At 69.0% G+C, this 15,088-nt stretch carries 13 protein-coding genes; 3 read left to right on the forward strand and 10 right to left on the reverse strand.

Annotated features, from left to right (window positions below; all coding sequences use genetic code 11):
• Window positions 1-4: 4 nt before the first annotated feature.
• A complete protein-coding gene (locus NAM01S_RS12410) occupies window positions 5-1,258 on the reverse strand; it encodes a TetR/AcrR family transcriptional regulator (protein WP_067784102.1) in 1,254 nt (417 codons plus the stop codon).
• A 186-nt stretch (window positions 1,259-1,444) separates the two neighbouring features.
• On the reverse strand, window positions 1,445-2,692 hold the full coding sequence (locus tag NAM01S_RS12415; RefSeq protein WP_067784216.1) for a TetR/AcrR family transcriptional regulator: 1,248 nt from the start codon (window positions 2,690-2,692) through the stop codon (window positions 1,445-1,447).
• Between the two features lie 407 nt (window positions 2,693-3,099).
• On the opposite strand from NAM01S_RS12415, the gene NAM01S_RS12420 reads away from it, so the two are divergent.
• Window positions 3,100-3,834 carry a DJ-1/PfpI family protein gene (locus NAM01S_RS12420; RefSeq protein WP_255284304.1) on the forward strand — a complete coding sequence of 245 codons (735 nt, stop codon included), beginning with the start codon at window positions 3,100-3,102 and terminating at the stop codon, window positions 3,832-3,834.
• A 50-nt stretch (window positions 3,835-3,884) separates the two neighbouring features.
• Window positions 3,885-4,073, forward strand: a complete 189-nt coding sequence (locus tag NAM01S_RS12425) for a hypothetical protein (protein ID WP_157107720.1) — start codon at window positions 3,885-3,887, stop codon at window positions 4,071-4,073.
• A gap of 13 nt (window positions 4,074-4,086) precedes the next feature.
• Here the strand turns inward: NAM01S_RS12425 and NAM01S_RS12430 are convergent, their stop codons facing one another.
• The 6 genes from NAM01S_RS12430 to NAM01S_RS12455 are packed head-to-tail and all read right to left on the reverse strand — an operon-like array spanning window position 4,087 to window position 12,141.
• Complete coding sequence (locus NAM01S_RS12430) at window positions 4,087-6,027, reverse strand: acetoacetate--CoA ligase (protein ID WP_067784106.1); 1,941 nt, start codon at window positions 6,025-6,027, stop codon at window positions 4,087-4,089.
• Between the two features lie 28 nt (window positions 6,028-6,055).
• Window positions 6,056-6,871, reverse strand: coding sequence for an HpcH/HpaI aldolase/citrate lyase family protein (locus tag NAM01S_RS12435; protein WP_067784108.1), 816 nt, complete (start codon window positions 6,869-6,871; stop codon window positions 6,056-6,058).
• Window positions 6,868-7,350, reverse strand: coding sequence for a MaoC family dehydratase (locus NAM01S_RS12440; protein WP_067784111.1), 483 nt, complete (start codon window positions 7,348-7,350; stop codon window positions 6,868-6,870). Before NAM01S_RS12440 ends, NAM01S_RS12435 begins: the two co-directional genes overlap by 4 nt.
• Entirely contained in the window at window positions 7,347-8,507 is a 1,161-nt protein-coding gene (locus NAM01S_RS12445) for an acyl-CoA dehydrogenase family protein (protein WP_067784113.1), read from the reverse strand. The genes NAM01S_RS12440 and NAM01S_RS12445 overlap by 4 nt, the downstream gene beginning before the upstream one ends.
• The gene (locus NAM01S_RS12450) at window positions 8,504-10,543 is read right to left on the reverse strand and encodes an acetyl/propionyl/methylcrotonyl-CoA carboxylase subunit alpha (protein ID WP_067784220.1); all 2,040 of its coding nucleotides are present in this window, start codon (window positions 10,541-10,543) and stop codon (window positions 8,504-8,506) included. The genes NAM01S_RS12445 and NAM01S_RS12450 overlap by 4 nt, the downstream gene beginning before the upstream one ends.
• Before the next feature lie 5 nt (window positions 10,544-10,548).
• Window positions 10,549-12,141, reverse strand: a complete 1,593-nt coding sequence (locus NAM01S_RS12455; protein ID WP_067784115.1) for a carboxyl transferase domain-containing protein — start codon at window positions 12,139-12,141, stop codon at window positions 10,549-10,551.
• Between the two features lie 89 nt (window positions 12,142-12,230).
• Here NAM01S_RS12455 and NAM01S_RS12460 point away from each other — a divergent pair, with 89 nt between their 5' ends.
• On the forward strand, window positions 12,231-12,833 hold the full coding sequence (locus NAM01S_RS12460; protein ID WP_067784222.1) for an SACE_7040 family transcriptional regulator: 603 nt from the start codon (window positions 12,231-12,233) through the stop codon (window positions 12,831-12,833).
• Between the two features lie 20 nt (window positions 12,834-12,853).
• On the opposite strand, the gene NAM01S_RS12465 is transcribed toward NAM01S_RS12460, so the two are convergent.
• Complete coding sequence (locus NAM01S_RS12465; protein ID WP_067784117.1) at window positions 12,854-13,600, reverse strand: 3-hydroxybutyrate dehydrogenase; 747 nt, start codon at window positions 13,598-13,600, stop codon at window positions 12,854-12,856.
• Window positions 13,597-14,955 carry an MFS transporter gene (locus NAM01S_RS12470; protein ID WP_067784224.1) on the reverse strand — a complete coding sequence of 453 codons (1,359 nt, stop codon included), beginning with the start codon at window positions 14,953-14,955 and terminating at the stop codon, window positions 13,597-13,599. The genes NAM01S_RS12465 and NAM01S_RS12470 overlap by 4 nt, the downstream gene beginning before the upstream one ends.
• Between the last annotated feature and the right edge of the window lie 133 nt (window positions 14,956-15,088).

Genomic DNA, 15,088 nt, shown 5'->3' on the forward strand with positions numbered 1-15,088 from the left:
TGGTTCAACGCGGCGCCGCGGGCCTTCCGAAGAGGATGACCTGCATCAGGTGGATGACCCGTGTCTGCGAGCTGGACGGATTGTCCGGACCCAACCACTGACCGAGGTCGACGACCAAGGCGAAGGCGGCGTGCACCAGCACCCGCGACTCGGCGGCGGACAGTTCAGGGCGCACCCCGACGACGAGCTTCGCCCACTCTTCGACATTGAGCCGCTGGATGTTTCGCAGTACGGTGCGGTCCTCCTGCGGCACGTTGCTGATCTCGGCGTAGTAGACGAAGGTCAACTCCCGCTCGGCGAACGAGCCGGCGACGTAGAGCTCGATGAGCCTGGTGAGCGCGCGCTCCGGGTCACCGTCGGAGGCGGCGATGGCCGGACCGATGGCGGCCGAAACCCGGTCCGCCGCACGGCGAAACGCGGCGGCGAGCAGATCACCCTTGCTCCGGTAGAAGCGATAGACGGCCGAGGACGCGGGCAGCTCGGCGGCATTGGCGATGTCCTCGACGCTGACGTTCGGATAGCCGCGCTCGTGGAAGAGTTCGATGGCGCGCCGCAGCAGCAGCTCGTGCTTGAACCGGAGCGGGACCTCGGTGGCGCCCTCGGTGGACGGCGCGTCGCCGACCGGCGGCAGGTCGCAGCGGACGACGTCCAGGCACGCCGTGCGCAGCAGCTTGGTCAGCGACCGCACCGGGATGGACACGTGGTGATCGGAGATGCTGCCGATGACGCTGAGCACCGCGGTGGCCAGAACGACGCTGTCCGCGTTCGCGAGTCCGGGCCGTGTCTCGGCGAGCAACGCGCCGACCACCCGATACGCCTCGATCAGCTGGTCGATCAGGATCCGGTAGTCGTCCTGCTCGAGGTAGCGGCTCTGCCACCGCAGCAGGGCAGCGCCGCGGCGGTTGGCGATCGACTTCTCGATGAAGGTATCGATGATGTGCTCGAGCCTGCGCTGCGCGTCGGCCTCGGCCAGGTCGTCCGGCAGGCGCACCGCCTCCGCGCAGAGCGCGCTCAGCCGCAGCGCCTCCTCGCGGAACAGCGCGTACTTGCTGGGGTAGTGGCGATACAGCGCGGTGGAGCTGATGTCGAGCCGGGATGCGATCTCTTCCATGCTGACGCCGTGGTAACCGAGTGCGCCGAAGGCCTCGGCGGAGGTCGCCGCGATCTGCGCCCGCCGGTTTCGCGGCCGACGGCGGATCGCCCGTGCGTTCTCACCGCTCGCCGCCTCCCGGCGGGCGCCGCCTTTCTGCGCATCCATGCGGCGATGCTAACCCAAACGGATGCTCGGTAAAGCAGGCTTTCCCAGGCCGGAATCAAACTGAATGATAGATCACAAACAGGGAGTAACGGCCGCTATAACGGGCGCGATTAAACCGATGCGGACCAGAATGCTCGGTAACATTATCGCGGCATGGATCCGGCTGTCGACCCCGGTGCGGTGGTTTCAGCCCTGTGCCGGACGGCCGAACAACGCGACCTGCATCAGCAGTCGCACCCGGTCCTGCGCGGCGATCGGGTCGCTGCCGAACGCGCGGCCGAGATCGATCACCAGCGCGAAGGCCGCGTGGATCAGGAAGCGCGCCTCGGCGGGCGAGAGCTCCGGTCGCACCTCGCGTAGCAGCTTGGCCCACTCCTCGACGCTGAGCCGTTGGATATTGCGCAGGACGGTGCGCTCCTCGGCCGGAACATGTTGGAACTCGGTGAAATACACGAAGGTGAGGTCGCGCTCGGCGAAAGAACCGGAGACGTAGTACTCGATCAGCTTGGTGAGCGCGGCTTCCGGTCCGTCGGATGCGGCGACAGCGGGGCCGATCGCGTTCGAGACGCGTTCGGCCGCCCTGCGGAACGCGGCGGCCAGCAGATCGCTCTTGCCGCGGTAGAAGCGGTAGACCGCTGATGCCGCGGAAAGCCCTGCGGCGCTGGCGATCTCTTCGACGCTCACATTGGGATAGCCGCGGTCGTGGAAGAGCTCGACGGCCTTGTGCAGCAGCAGCTCGTGTTTGAACGACTCCGGGATCTCCACCGCCGCCGTGGGTTCCGCTTCAGCAGCGGCGGGCGGCAGTTCGGTGTTCGCCAGCGACCAGCAGGCCGAGCGGAGCAGGCGCGCAAGGGATTTGGCAGGCAGCGCGGCGTGGTGGTCGGCGATGCTCGTGATGGCGCTCAGCAGTGCGGCGCGGAGCACCCTGGCGTCGTCCTGGCCGAGTTCCGGGCGCAGCCCGCGCAATTCGGTGCCGAGCGCGTCCAACACGGTGGCCTGCTGCTCGGCCAGCGTCCCTTGGTCCTCCGGCTCCAGGTAGCGGCCCTCCCAGCGCACCAGCGTGACACTCGGGCGGTTCTCGATGGTGGCGCCGATCAATGCGTCCAGCACCGCGTGCAGCCGTTGCTCGGGGGAGAGTTCGGCGGCGTCGTCGGGCAGTTGGACCGACTCGGTCATCGCCCGGCCGACCCGCATGAGCTCCTCGCGGAACAGCGCGTACTTGCTCGGATAGTGCCGGTACAGCGCGGCCGAGCTGATCCCGAGCCCGGAGGCGATGTCCTCCATGCTCACGCCGTGATAGCCGAGGGCGCCGAAAGCGGCTGCGGACGCCGCGGCGATCTGCGCGCGCCGATTCTTCGGCCGCCGCTTGATCTCCCGTGGTGCCGAGTCGCCGCTGACTGCCTTTCGCGCCGTACGGCGATTGTCGACACTCATGCCGGACATCGTAACGACTTCGCGCCCGCCGTGATTTGCCCAGGTCGCGCTGCGTCGACCGGCTCGAGCGCTGGGCACGCGACCGAGCACCGCGGCCGTTCCGTGTGGTCTCGATGCGCGGTCGCTTCGAGACCACACGGTTCGCCGCTCGGCTCGCCGCGGCGGCGAGGCGGGATGCGCCGCGCCGAACCGTTCGGAGATCGGCGATCGAGCCTTCCGCACTGGGGGCACCAGCAGTCTGTCTGTGTCGATCGCCGAACGATGATGAACATACAGCAAAGTCAACCGAGGTAGAGCATAAATGAGATAGTGAATTGTCAGTCACTACAGTGCCCTGGTCCGTTGTCGGCGGTGTTACCGTTGCGGTGGTCCGCCGCAGCGGCGGTCGTCGGGAGAAGGGGGCTGCCGTGTCGGCATGTCAAATCGCGGTGGTGTTGTATCCGGGCATGACGGCGCTCGACGCGATCGGACCGTACGAGGTGCTGCGCTTCGCACCGGGTGCGGAAGTCCGTTTCGTCGGACACGAGATCGGACCGGTAGTCACCGACAGCGGCGCGCTCGCGCTCGGGGTGACCCACACCTTCGACGAGACGCCGGCCCCACGGCTGGTCGTGGTCCCCGGCGGCCCGGCCGCGACCGCCGTCGCCGCGGACGAGCGGGTGCTGGAGTGGGTGCGCACCGTGCACACCACCGCCGAATGGACCACCTCGGTGTGTACGGGCGCCCTCGTGCTCGCCGCGGCTGGCCTGCTGGATGGCCAACCCGCCACGACGCATTGGGCGGCGCAGCGCGCCCTGGGCCTGCTCGGCGCCGTGCCCCAACGCGGTGAACGGTTCGTGGTCGGCGACCGCATCGCCACGGCCGCCGGTGTCTCGGCCGGTATCGATCTCGCGCTGTGGTTGGTCGGCGAGGTCTTCGGCGAGGAGCGCGCCGAGGCGATTCAGCTCGCCATCGAATACGACCCCCGACCGCCCTTCGACGCGGGCCACCCCGACAAGGTCGCGCCCGCGGTACGCCGCTCGGCGTTGATCGACCAGGTCCGGCTGCTCGGCGACCTGCGGCACAGCGAAACCCTGCTGCGCACCCTCACGGGCGCGCAGCAAGCGTTGTGGCGCAGCGCGATTCGCCGAATCCGCAGCTGACCGGCGGCCAGCTGGCCGAATGGCGACTACGACGAAGAGGAGGAGTGACCGTGGCACTCGAGGCCCAGAGCTGGAAGGACGTGCGCGCGAAGGCCGAGCTCGATCCGGCCAAGGTGCGGCAGGCTCGGCAGCGGGAACTGGATGCTCAGCGTGCCTTCCGCCGCACTCGGGTGCGCGACCTCCTCACCGGCGCGCGGCAAGCGTTGTGGCGCAGCGCGATTCGCCGAACCCGCAGCTGACCGGCGCTTGGATTCAGCGCGCGGGGCGGATCTTCGCGTACCAGTCCAGCAGGTCCGGGTCGTCGACGGCGCTGCGCTCCACCACGCGGGCGGCCTCGGCGCCCTGGAACAGTTTCTTGATCGGCACCTCGAGCTTCTTGCCGGTGCGGGTGTGCGGGATGCCGGGGGCGACCAGGATCTCGTCGGGCACGTGGCGGGGCGAGACCTCGGTGCGGATGGTCGAGCTGATGCGGTCGCGCAGTTCGTCGGTCAGCTCGGCGCCGGGCGCGAGAACCACGAACAGCGGCATCCAGTACCCGCCGTCGGGCTGTTCCGCGCCGATCACCAGCGCCTCGGTGATCTCCGGCAGCCGCTCGACGGACTGGTAGATGTCCGCGCTGCCCATCCGGATGCCGTGCCGGTTCAGGGTGGAATCCGAGCGCCCGTGCACGACGATGCTGCCGTGCTCGGTGATGGTGATCCAGTCGCCGTGCCGCCAGACACCGGGGAACATGTCGAAATAGGCGTCGTGGTAACGCTTTCCGTCCGGATCGCGCCAGAAGCTCACCGGCATCGACGGCATGGGCTTGGTGATCACCAGTTCGCCGACCTCGCCGCGCACCGGCTTGCCCGCCGTGTCGAACGCGTCGAGCGCTACGCCGAGATACGGCGCCGAGAGCTCGCCCGGCCAGACCGGCACCGTGCGCACACCGCCGATGAAGGCCGAGACAACATCGGTGCCGCCGCTGATGGAGGCCACCGGAACGTGCTCACCGACGTTGTCGCGCAACCACAGCGCCGAGGAGGGCGGCAGCGCAGAGCCGGTGATGCCGACCGTGCGCAGCGCCGAGAGGTCGTGCTCGTCGCGCGGGACGACGCCCGCCTTGATGCAGGCCAGCACGTAGCCGGGACTGGTCCCCACCACGGTCGCGCGGGTCTCGGCGGCGATGCGCCACAGCGCGTCCGGCGCGGGATAGGTCGGACTGCCGTCGTAGCAGACGATCGTAGCGCCGACCAGCAGGCCGGCGATCTGGAAGTTCCACATCATCCAGCTCGGGCTGGTGTACCAGAAGAAGGTGTCGTCCGTGCCGATATCCGATTGCAGCGCAATGGCTTTCAGGTGCTCGAGCAGCACGCCGCCGTGGCCGTGCACGATGCCCTTTGGCAGGCCCGTCGTACCGGAGGAGAAGACGATCCACAGCGGGTGGTCGAAATCCACGCTCTCGGTCTCGATGACGGCCCCGGCGTTGTCGGTGCCGACCGCGTCCGCCCACGGCATGGCGTCCGGGACCTCGAGGCCGAGCCGCGAGACGGCGACCGTCGCGCGCAGCGACCCGAAACCCGCTTGCAGCGCGGCGATGTCGGCGCGCTTGTCGTGCGCCTTGCCGCCGAAACGGTAGCCGTCGGCGGTGACGAGGACGGTCGGCTCCAGCTGGCCGAGGCGGTCGAGGGCGGCCTTCGGCGAGTAGTCCTGCCCGCACGCGCTCCAGATCGCGCCGAGGCTCGCGGTCGCCAGGAAGGCGATCACCGCCTCGGGGATGTTCGGCAGGTAGCCGACGACCCGGTCGCCCGGCCCGACGCCCAGCTCGCGCAGGGTGCGCGCGAAGGCGGCGGTGGCGTCGATCAGCTCGACCCAGGACACCTCGCGGGTCGGCTCGTCCTCGCCGACGGCCAGAATGGCGGGCCGGTCGGTGCGGGCCTGGCGCACGACCTGGTCGACGTAGTTGAGCTTGGTGCCCGGAAACCATTGGGCCCCAGGCATCTCCGTGCTCGCCAGTACCTCGCCGTCGATGTCGCCGAGCTCGAAGTACTCCCACACCGCCCGCCAGAAGCCGGCCAGATCGTCCACCGACCACTGCCACAGCGAGTGGTAGTCCGAGGTGGCGACACCCGTGCGCTCGGCGACGAACCGCGCGAAATCGGTCACCTTGGCGTCGGCGATGTCCCGTTCGGTCGGCACCCACTGTGGTTGCACCGCAATACCTCCTGGCTCGTGGGGTGGATCAGTTCTGGCTGTGTGCGCGCCGCAAGATTTGTTCCGCGTGCCGCAGCACCGGGGCGTCGACCATCCGGCCTTCGAAGGCGAAGACGCCGCGGTGCTTGGGTACCTCGTCGAGTACCCGCCTCGCCCAGGCGATTTCGTCGTCGGCGGGTGCGTACGCCGCCCGGATCACCGCTACCTGGCTGGGATGGATCGCGACCTTGGCGTCGAACCCGATGGCCACCGCGTCGTCGGTCTCGGCCCGGAGACCGTCGAGATCGCGGATGTTCAGGTACACCGAATCGAGCGCGAACTTGCCGTAGGCCTTGGCGGCGAGCAGCGCGCTGGATCGCACGTGCCGCGCCACGTCGCGGTAGCCGCCGTCGGCGTGCCTGCTCGCGGTGCCGCCCAGACCAGCGATCAGGTCCTCCGCGCCCCACATGACGCCGATCGCATTGGGCGCCGTGACCGCTTGCCCGATGGTCAGCGCGCCGAGCGGTGATTCGATGAGCGCGATCACCTCGTAGTCGGACAGCGCCGTGATCTGTTCGGCTGACTCGGTTTTCGGCAGCATGACGCGGCGATATCCGGTCTCGGCCAAGGCGGCGAGATCGAGCGCGTGCTCGTCGGTGCCCGCCGCGTTGACCCGCACCACGGTGGTCTCCGGGTCGAGCGGGGACGCGATCAGGGCCGCGCGCGCCCCTGCCTTGTCACCGGCGGCGACGCCGTCCTCCAGATCGAGGATCACCACGTCGGCGGCCGCGGCCGCCTTCGCGAAGCGTTCGGGTCGGTCGGCGGGGCAGAACAACCAGCCCGGTCCCGCCATCTGCCACGTCATGCCTGCTCCGGAGCCATGCGCACCAGCGTCTTGCGGGTGGCGGTCGCGATGATCTCGCCGTGCTGGTTGCGCCCGGTGTGGGCGAAGGTCACGATGCCCTCGCCCGGGCGGGACTTGGACTCGCGCTTGTCGGTGACCACGGTCTCGGCGTACAGGGTGTCGCCGTGGAACACCGGGTGCGGGAAGTTGATCTCGGAGAAGCCGAGATTCGCCACGATGGTGCCCTGGGTCAGCTGGGCGACCGAGAGCCCGACCAGCGTGGACAGGGTGAACATCGAGTTCACCAGCCGCTTGTTGAACGGCGGCAGCGCGTCGCTGAACGCCGCGTCCAGGTGCAGCGCCTGGGTGTTCATGGTCAGCGTGGTGAACAGGACGTTGTCGGCCTCGGTGATGGTGCGGCCGGGCCGGTGCTCGTAGACGACGCCGGTCTCGAACTCCTCGAACCACAAGCCGCGCTGGACGATTCGTCGTTCGGTCACAGGCCCAACTCCCGTCCGATCAGCATCAGCTGCACCTCCGTCGTGCCCTCGCCGATTTCCAGGATCTTGCTGTCGCGGTAATGCCTGGCCACAGCGTATTCGTTCATGAAGCCGTTGCCGCCGAAGATCTGGGTGGCGTCGCGGGCGTTGTCCATCGCGGCCTCGCTGGCCACCAGCTTGGCGATGGAGGCCTGCTTCTTGAACGGCTTGCCCGCGAGCATCAGCGCGGCGGCGTCGTAGTAGGCGGTGCGCGCGGCGTGCGCGCGGGTCTCCATGCGGGCGATCTTGAAGGCGATGGCCTGGTTGCGGCCGATGGGCTGGCCGAACGCGAGCCGTTCCTTGGCGTAGCGCACGCTCTCGTCGACGCAACCCTGGGCCGCGCCCACCGACAGCGCGGCGATCGCGATGCGGCCCTCGTCCAGGATGCGCAGGAAGTTGGCGTAGCCGCGGCCGCGCTCGCCGAGCAGGTTCTCCTCAGGGACGCGCACGTCGGTGAAGCTCAGCGGATGGGTGTCCGAGGCGTTCCAGCCGACCTTGTTGTAGGCGGGCTCGGCGACGAAGCCGGGGGTGTCGGTCGGCACCAGGATGGTGGAGATCTCCTTCTTGCCGCCGGTCGTGCCGGTCACCGCGGTCACCGTGACGAGCTTGGTGATGTTCGTGCCGGAGTTGGTGATGAACTGCTTGCGGCCGTTGATGATCCACGTGCCGTCGTCCAGTACGGCCTTGGTGGTGGTGCCGCCCGCGTCGCTGCCCGCGTCCGGCTCGGTGAGCCCGAACGCGGCCAGCGAGCGGCCGCTGGTCAGCTGCGGCAGCCATTCCTGCTTCTGCTTCTCGTCGCCGAAGCGGTAGATCGGCATGGCGCCGAGCGAGACGCCCGCCTCCAGCGTGATGGCGACGCTCTGGTCGACCTTGCCGAGCTCTTCGAGCGCGAGGCACAGCGCGAAGTAGTCGCCGCCCATGCCGCCGTACTCCTCGGGGAAGGGCAGGCCGAACAGGCCCATATCGGCCATGCCCGAGACGACCTCGTACGGGAAGGTGTGGTTCGCGTCGTGCTCGGCGGCGACCGGGGCTACCACCTGCTGGGCGAAATCGCGGACCGTCAGGGCAAGGTCGCGGTAGTCCTCGGGCAGCGTGCCGGTGGACAGGAAGTCGGTCATGCGGAAGTTCCTTCTCGCTCAGAGGTATTCGTTTCGGCGACGATGCGGGCCAGCGGCTGGTCGAGGCGCACCTGGGCGCCCGGCTCGACCAGCACTTCGACGACGCCCGCGACCGGCGCGGTGAGCGTGTGCTCCATCTTCATCGCCTCGACAACGACGACGGGTGCACCCGCCGCCACCGTCGCGCCGGAGGTCACCGGGACGGCGATCACCGAACCCGGCATGGGACTGCGTATTTCGGCGTCGCCGACGTGTTCGCCGCCGCCTCGGACGTTGACCTCGGCGACCTCGCGCAGTACCGAGACGCCCGCGGGACTCGCCACCCAGAGCTGTCCGTCGTGTTCGGCCACCCGGTAGTCGCGGCGGACGTCGTCCAGGGTCAGCGTCAGCACACCGCTTTCCGCGGTGTCCGCCGCGAAAGAGGCCGACAGCGTGCGGGATTCGCCGTCGCCGATCTGAACCCGAGCCGCTTCGGGGCGGCCGGTGAGGTAGACGTGCTCGGTGCGGTCGCCGCCCGCGAGCCGGATCGGGGTGGGCGCGTGGACGCCGATCCGCCAGCCGGACGGGACGTCCCACGGATCGTTCGCGTCGGCGGGCCAGCGGCGCAGCCAGTGATAGGCGGCCGCGACGACGAATTCCTCGTCGCGCACCGGTTCGGGCCGGAAGTCGCCGACCCTGCGGTCGAGCAGGCCGGTGTCGAGTCGTCCCGCCGCCACGTCCTGGTCGGCCAGCAGGAAGCGCAGGAACTCGATATTGCTGGTGACGCCGAGCAGCACGGTGTCGGCGAGCGCGCGGTCGAGCGCGCCGAGCGCGGCGGCGCGATCCGGGCCGTGCGCGATGACCTTGGACAGCATCGGGTCGTAGTCGCTGCCGACCACGGTGCCGACGCGCAGACCCGAATCCACCCGCACGCCAGGACCTTCCGGCTCCACCAGATCCAGCACCGTGCCGCCGGTGGGCAGGAACCCGCGGCCGGGATCCTCGGCGTAGACGCGCGCCTCGATCGCGTGGCCGGTGAGGCGGATCTCCTCCTGGCGCGCGCCGATCTTCTGGCCCGCGGCCACCCTGACCTGGCATTCCACCAGGTCGACGCCGGTCACCAGCTCGGTGACCGGATGCTCCACCTGGAGCCGGGTGTTCATCTCCATGAAGAAGAACTCGTCCGGCCGGTCGGCGGAGACGATGAACTCGACGGTGCCCGCGCCGACGTAGTTCACGCTGCGCGCGGTGTTGCAGGCGGCGGCGCCGATGCGCGCCCTTGTCTCCGCGTCCAGCAGCGGGGACGGGGCTTCCTCGATCACCTTCTGGTGCCTGCGCTGCAAGCTGCATTCGCGTTCGCCGAGGTGCAGGACGTTGCCGTACTGGTCGGCGAGGATTTGCACCTCGATGTGGCGTGGCCTGGTGACGAACCGCTCCAGGAACAGGGTGTCGTCGCCGAACGCCGCGCCCGCTTCGCGCCGCGCGCTGACCAGCGCGTCGGGCAGCAGCGCAGGATCCTCGACCAGGCGCATGCCCTTGCCTCCGCCGCCCGCCGACGGCTTGACCAGCACCGGGTAGCCGATCTCGGCGGCCGCGGCGATCAGCTCGTCGTCGGTGAGTCCGGGCTTGGCGATGCCGGGGACGACGGGGACGTCGAAGGCCGCGACGGTGTTCTTGGCGGCGATCTTGTCGCCCATGATCTCGATGGCGCGGGCGGGCGGACCGAGGAAGACGATGCCCGCCTCGGCCAGTGCGGCGGCGAAAGCGGCGTTCTCCGAGAGGAATCCGTAGCCGGGGTGCACGGCCTGCGCGCCGGTGCGCACCGCGGCCGCCACGACTTTCGCTATGTCCAGGTAACTTTCGCGGGCGGGGGCCGGGCCGAGCCGCACGGCAGTGTCGGCCTCGACGACGTGCCTGGCACCGGCGTCCGCGTCGCTGTAGACGGCGACCGAGCGAATGCCCATGGCGCGCAGGGTGCGGATGACGCGCACCGCGATCTCGCCGCGATTGGCGACGAGCACGGTGTCGAAACCGACGGGGTGGGATTTGTTCAGCATCGCGATCACATCCGGAAGACGCCGTAGGAAACCGGTTCGAGCGGCGCCTGGGCGCAAACCGAAAGGGCAAGGCCGAGAATGGTTCTGGTGTCGGCGGGGTCGATGACGCCGTCGTCCCAGAGCCGGGCCGTCGAATAGTACGGATTGCCCTGGTGCTCGTACTGGTCGCGGATCGGCGCCTTGAACGCCTCCTGATCCTCCTCCGACCACGGCTGACCGCTGCTGTCCAGCTGATCGCCGCGCACGGTCGCAAGCACCGAGGCGGCCTGCTCGCCGCCCATCACAGAGATCCGCGCGTTCGGCCACATCCACAGGAAGCGCGGCGAATACGCGCGTCCGCACATCGAGTAGTTGCCCGCGCCGTAGGAGCCGCCGATGACGACGGTCAGCTTCGGCACCCGCGCGCAGGCCACCGCGGTCACCATCTTGGCGCCGTGCTTGGCGATGCCGCCCGCCTCGTAGTCGCGCCCGACCATGAAGCCGGTGATGTTCTGCAGGAACAGCAGCGGGATCTCGCGCTTGTCGCACAGCTCGATGAAATGCGCGCCCTTCATGGCGGATTCGCTGAACAGCACGCCGTTGTTGGCGACGATGCCCACCGGGTGGCCGTGGATACGCGCGAAGCCGGTGACGAGTGTCTTGCCGTATTCGGCCTTGAATTCGTGGAATCCGCTCTCGCCGTCACCGCCGTCGACGATGCGGTGGATGACTTCCCGCACGTCGTAGGGGGTGCGCAAGTCGACAGGCACCACGTCGTACAGTTCGGACTCCGGTAGCGCGGGCGTCCTGGAAGTTGTTATCTCCCAAGGGCTTTGCGGTCGCGGGCGGAGGGTGGCCACGATACGTCGCACGATGCGCAGCGCGTCCTGATCGTCCTCGGCCAAGTGGTCGGTGACGCCCGAGGTGCGTGAGTGCAGCGCGCCGCCGCCCAGTTCCTCGGCCGTGACCACCTCGCCGGTGGCCGCCTTCACCAGCGGCGGGCCGCCGAGGAAGATCGTGCCCTGGTCGCGCACGATCACCGCTTCGTCGCTCATCGCTGGCACGTACGCGCCGCCCGCTGTGCAGGACCCGAGCACGGCCGCGATCTGCGCGATGCCCTTGGCGCTCATGGTGGCCTGGTTGTAGAAGATTCGGCCGAAGTGCTCGCGGTCCGGGAACACCTCGTCCTGGTGCGGCAGGAACGCACCGCCCGAGTCGACCAGGTACAGGCAGGGCAGCCGGTTCTGTAGCGCCACCTCCTGCGCCCGCAGGTGCTTCTTCACCGAGAGCGGGTAGTAGGTGCCGCCCTTCACCGTGGCGTCGTTGGCCACGATCACGCACTCGCGTCCCGACACCCGCCCGATCCCGGCGATCACGCCCGCGCCGGGACATTCGTCGCCGTACATCCCGTTCGCCGCGAGCGGGGAGAGCTCGAGGAACGGGCTGCCCGGATCGAGCAGCTGATCCACCCGCTGCCTTGGCAGTAGCTTGCCGCGCGCGATATGCCGCTCCCGCGCCTTCGCTGGCCCGCCGAGCGCGGCCGCCGCCAGCCGTGCGCGCAGGTCGCTGGTGAGCGCCTCGTGCGCCGCGCGGTTGCCGACCTCTTGGGTAACCGTCATCACGTCCGCCGTCCAGTTAGTCGCCGATAACTGGAATTCAGGTTAATATCGATTAACCGAGTTGTCCAGATCGGGTGAAAGGAGCGGGTGTGACCGGCACGGAAGCTGTGGCACTCACCCGCCGCGAGCAGCTGAAAGCGGAGCGGCGCAAGCAACTGCTGGAGGCGGGGGCGCGGCTCATCGCGGACCGGGGCTTCCTCGGCGTGCGGCTCGACGACCTCGGCGCGGCCGTCGGCATCAGTGGCCCCGCGGTGTACCGGCACTTCCCGAACAAGGAGGCGCTGCTCGTCGAGCTGCTGGTCGGGGTCAGCCAGCGGCTGCTGGCGGGCGGCCGGGCCGTCGTGGTCGGCGCGAACTCCGCCGAGGCGGCGCTGGAAGGTCTGGTCGACTTCCACCTGGACTTCGCGTTCGGCGAGCCCGAGCTCATCCGTATTCAGGACCGGGACCTGGACAACGTGCCCGCCGGACCCCGGCGCGAGCTGCGGCGCACCCAGCGCCAGTACGTCGAGGTCTGGGTGGAGGTGCTGCGCAAACTGCATCCTCGGCTGCCCGAGGACGGGGCGCGGGTCCAGGCGCACGCCGCGTTCGGCCTGCTCAACTCGACCCCGCACAGCGCGCCGCCCGCGACCGCGAGCAAGGCGCGGCCGATCCTGCGCGAGATGGCACTGTCGGCGTTGAACCGAGCAGGCTGATCCCGCGCGGACCGACCGCCTCATCGAGCGCTCCACCCACCGTCCATGGTGTAGGACGCGCCGGTGACCATGCCCGCGTGCGGGCCGGTGAGCCAGCCGACAAGGGCCGCGACCTCGTCGGGTTCGACGAGACGCTTGATGGCGCTCTCGGTGAGCATGATCTTCTCGATCACCTGCTGTTCCGGGATGCCGTGTGTTCTGGCCTGATCGGCGATCTGCTTGTCCACCAACGGTGTTCGCACGTATCCCGGGTCGACGCAGTTACTTGTCACGCCGTGTGGGCCGCCCTCCAGCGCGGTGACCTTGGACAGCCCTTCCAGCCCGTGTTTCGCCGTCACGTAGGCGGCCTTGTACGCCGAGGCGCGCAGCCCGTGCACCGACGAGATGTTGACGACGCGTCCGAATCCGTTGCGGTACATGTGCGGAAGCGCCGCGCGGATGAGCAGGAACGGCGCTTCGACCATCAAGGTGAGGATGTCGCGGAACTGCGCGGGCGGGAAGTCCTCGATCGGGTGAATGCGTTGAACTCCGGCGTTGTTCACCAGCACGTCCACCTCGAGGCGCAGGTCTTCGAGCGCGGCGACATCGAGAAGGTCGACCTGCCAAGGCTTTCCGCCGATCTCGTTGGCCAGCTTCTGAGCGCCGTCGCCGTCGATGTCGGCTACGGTGACTTCCGCGCCGCGAGCGGCGAGTTCCCGCGCGCAGGCGGCGCCGATGCCGCTCGCACCGCCGGTGACCAGCGCGCGTCGTCCGAGTAGGTCGGTCATCGAGCGGTCACCTCGGCGTCGGCCCGATCGACCGCCTGGAGGTCGAGACCGCTTGTCTCCCTGGCGAAGAGCACGGTCACCGCCGTCACGGCCGCGGCGCCCGCCAGGTACCAGGCGATCGGCACCGAGGAGCCGAAGCTGTCGAGCAGCCGGACCGCGATGATCGGCGCGAGCGAACCGGCCACGATGGAGGTCACCTGATAGCCGAGGGAAACACCGGAATACCGCATCCGGGTGGGGAACATCTCCGCCATGATCGCGGGCTGGGCCGCGTACATCAGCGCGTGGAAGACCAACCCGACGATGATCGCCGACATGATGACCACGTGATTTCCGCTGTCCATCATCGGAAACGCGAAGAAGCCCCAGGTGCCCGCGGTGAGCGCGCCGACGAAATACACCGGCCGCCTGCCGAATCGGTCGGACAGGTGCCCGGCCAGCGGGATCGCCGCGAAGTGCACCGCGTGCGCCGCCAGCAGCCACCACAGGATGGTCTTGGTGTCCGCGCCGACGTGCACCTTCAGGTACGTGATGGAGAAGGTGACCACCAGGTAATACATGATGTTCTCGCCGAAGCGCAGACCCATCGCGGTGAAAACGCCTCGGGGATAACGCTTCAGCACCTCGACCACGCTGAACGAGGTCGCCTTGACCTGTTCGGCCTCGCGCTGCGCCTCCAGGAAGATCGGCGCGTCGGTGACCTTGGTGCGGATGTAGTAGCCGACGAGGACCACCACCGCCGACAGCCAGAACGCGACCCGCCAGCCCCAGGACAGGAACGCGGCGTCCGACAGCGTCGAGGTCAGCGCGAGCAGCACGACCGTGGCCAGCAGATTGCCCGCGGGCACGCCCGCCTGCGGCCAGCTCGCCCAGAAACCACGACTGCGATTGGGGCTGTGTTCGGCGACGAGCAGCACCGCGCCGCCCCATTCGCCGCCCACCGCGAAACCCTGGATGAAGCGCAGCGTCACCAGTAGCGCGGGCGCCCAGTAGCCGATCTGCGCGAAGGTCGGCAGGCAGCCCATCAGGAACGTCGCGCTGCCGACCAGCAGCAGGCTGAATTGCAGCAGCTTCTTGCGTCCGTAGCGGTCGCCGAAGTGGCCGAAGACGATGCCGCCGAGCGGTCGCGCGGCGAAGCCGACCGCGTAGGTGACGAACGCGGCGAGGATCGCGTCCAGATCGCTGGTCCCCTTGGCGAAGAACACTTTGCTGAACACCAGCGTCGCGGCCGTGCCGTAGAGGAAGAACTCGTACCATTCGACGACCGTGCCCGCCATCGAAGCGGAGACCACCCGCCGTAGGCCGGCCGGTGTGGGACTGGGGTCGCTGTCCGTCGCGATTTCGCGCACGCTCATCGAACTCTCCTTCATGACCTGGGCCGCATCACCCCTCATCTGTGATGCGGCCCACACAACATGGCTGGAACGAGTATTCGTGCAGATCTGTGTCGGTCGCAATGCCCAGATGTGCACGACCAATCTGCAAAGA

This window comes from Nocardia amikacinitolerans NBRC 108937 (genome assembly GCF_001612615.1).
In the GTDB taxonomy this organism is placed as follows: Bacteria; Actinomycetota; Actinomycetes; order Mycobacteriales; family Mycobacteriaceae; genus Nocardia; species Nocardia amikacinitolerans.

What these genes read in the sequence shown, in the direction of transcription:
- NAM01S_RS12445 (WP_067784113.1), bottom strand. Translation starts at nt 8,507, where the DNA reads ATGACCGACTTCCTGTCCACCGGCACGCTGCCCGAGGACTACCGCGAC.
- NAM01S_RS12465 (WP_067784117.1), bottom strand. Translation starts at nt 13,600, where the DNA reads ATGACCGACCTACTCGGACGACGCGCGCTGGTCACCGGCGGTGCGAGC.
- NAM01S_RS12415 (WP_067784216.1), bottom strand. Translation starts at nt 2,692, where the DNA reads ATGAGTGTCGACAATCGCCGTACGGCGCGAAAGGCAGTCAGCGGCGAC.
- NAM01S_RS12455 (WP_067784115.1), bottom strand. Translation starts at nt 12,141, where the DNA reads ATGACGGTTACCCAAGAGGTCGGCAACCGCGCGGCGCACGAGGCGCTC.
- NAM01S_RS12470 (WP_067784224.1), bottom strand. Translation starts at nt 14,955, where the DNA reads ATGAGCGTGCGCGAAATCGCGACGGACAGCGACCCCAGTCCCACACCG.
- NAM01S_RS12450 (WP_067784220.1), bottom strand. Translation starts at nt 10,543, where the DNA reads ATGCTGAACAAATCCCACCCCGTCGGTTTCGACACCGTGCTCGTCGCC.
- NAM01S_RS12410 (WP_067784102.1), bottom strand. Translation starts at nt 1,258, where the DNA reads ATGGATGCGCAGAAAGGCGGCGCCCGCCGGGAGGCGGCGAGCGGTGAG.
- NAM01S_RS12435 (WP_067784108.1), bottom strand. Translation starts at nt 6,871, where the DNA reads ATGACGTGGCAGATGGCGGGACCGGGCTGGTTGTTCTGCCCCGCCGAC.